Source organism: Actibacterium atlanticum, assembly GCF_000671395.1.
GTDB lineage: Bacteria > Pseudomonadota > Alphaproteobacteria > Rhodobacterales > Rhodobacteraceae > Actibacterium_D > Actibacterium_D atlanticum.
In genome coordinates this window covers 1-1535 of the sequence record NZ_AQQY01000022.1, presented here as the reverse complement: position 1 = coordinate 1535, position 1535 = coordinate 1, and the positions used below count along the sequence as shown (strand labels likewise).

Genomic DNA, 1535 nt, shown 5'->3' with positions numbered 1-1535 from the left:
TATTCTGTTGAAAAACTCACCCTTGATCGAGGCCGAAGTCACTGATTCAATTTCCATATTGAACGGGGGATTGAGTGATGATGGGACCGAGACAAGAAGCGCAGGCGGCTTTGTTTTACGAGTTTTCGCTGGAAGATCATGTGCCTCAAGCCCACCTGTTGCGCTCGATTGATCGGTTTGTCGATCTGAGTGGCATTCGCACCCATCTTGCGGAGTTCTACAGCCACACGGGCCGCCCTTCTGTCGACCCTGAACTCCTGATCCGCATGCTTCTGGTGGGGTATTGCTTTGGCATCCGCTCCGAACGCCGCCTGTGCGAGGAAGTGCATCTGAACCTGGCCTATCGATGGTTCTGTCGGCTCGACCTCAATGACCGCGTGCCCGACCATTCGACCTTCTCGAAAAACCGACATGGGCGGTTTCGGGAGAGCGAACTGCTGCGCCATTTGTTTGAGACGACTGTTACCCGTTGCATCGCAGAGGGTCTCGTGAGCGGCCAACGTATGGCCATCGACGCCAGTCTGATCGAGGCTGACGCCAACAAGCAGAACTCGACACCGAAGGAAGAATGGGACGCGACAACCATTGATCCCATGGATGCACCACGCGCCGTTCGAGAGTATCTCGACACATTGGATGAGGCGGCCTTTGGCGCTGCCAGCAATGTGCAGCCGAAGTTCACATCACATTCCGACCCCGCCAGTCAATGGACGGCAGCCCGCAAAGGTCCTGCATTCTTCAGCTATTCCGACAATTATCTGATCGATACGGATTATGGGGTCATCGTCGACGTCGAGGCCACACGATCCATTCGGCAGGCCGAGGTTGGGTCCACCAAAACAATGCTCAGGCGCGTGAAAGACAGGTTTGATCTGCACCCGGAGCGCCTGATCGCAGATACCGCCTATGGCACCGGGCCGATGTTGGGCTGGCTTGTCGAACGCAAGATCGCCCCACACATTCCTGTCTTTGACAAGTCCAGCCGCAGCGATGGCACATGGACGCGTGCTGACTTCGAATGGGATGCAGAGAACGATCAATACATCTGTCCGGAGGGGCACGCGCTGAAGCAGTTCCGTCGCAACTATTCCGACCCGAACCGAGGACCCACCGGCAAAGGCACAGCCCGCTATCGCGCATTGAAACTGACCTGCCAGGCCTGCCCATCAAAGGCCAAATGCTGCCCGAATGCCGACGCTCGCAAGATCACACGTGAAGAACACGAAGACGCACGTCAAGTCGCTCGCGACATCGCCAAGACCCGCCAATACGAGATCTCAATGAAGCTCCGAAAGAAGGTCGAGATGCTCTTCGCTCACCTCAAACGCATTCTCGGCCTCGGGCGGCTCCGATTACGCGGACCATGCGGTGCAAATGACGAATTCCTCCTCGCCGCAACCGCCCAAAACCTCCGCAAACTGGCAAAGATCTTTCCCGCACCGCAGCAAACGCGCAAAGCCTGATAGAAAAGGCGCTCGCGCTATGTTCAGCACCGCGCTTTCTGCGTCAGCAACACGTTGTTTTTCCACAGAATC

Annotated in this window: 1 protein-coding gene; it reads left to right on the top strand. The window is 56.6% G+C overall.

What is annotated here, in order from left to right; genetic code table 11:
• Positions 1 to 77 precede the first annotated feature (77 nt).
• Positions 78 to 1463 carry an IS1182 family transposase gene (locus ATO10_RS15770; RefSeq protein WP_035253452.1) on the top strand — a complete coding sequence of 462 codons (1386 nt, stop codon included), beginning with the start codon at positions 78 to 80 and terminating at the stop codon, positions 1461 to 1463.
• Positions 1464 to 1535 lie beyond the last annotated feature (72 nt).

Bases quoted from the DNA above. Each gene is read 5' to 3' on its own strand.
- ATO10_RS15770 (WP_035253452.1), top strand. From the start codon at position 78: ATGATGGGACCGAGACAAGAAGCGCAGGCGGCTTTGTTTTACGAGTTT.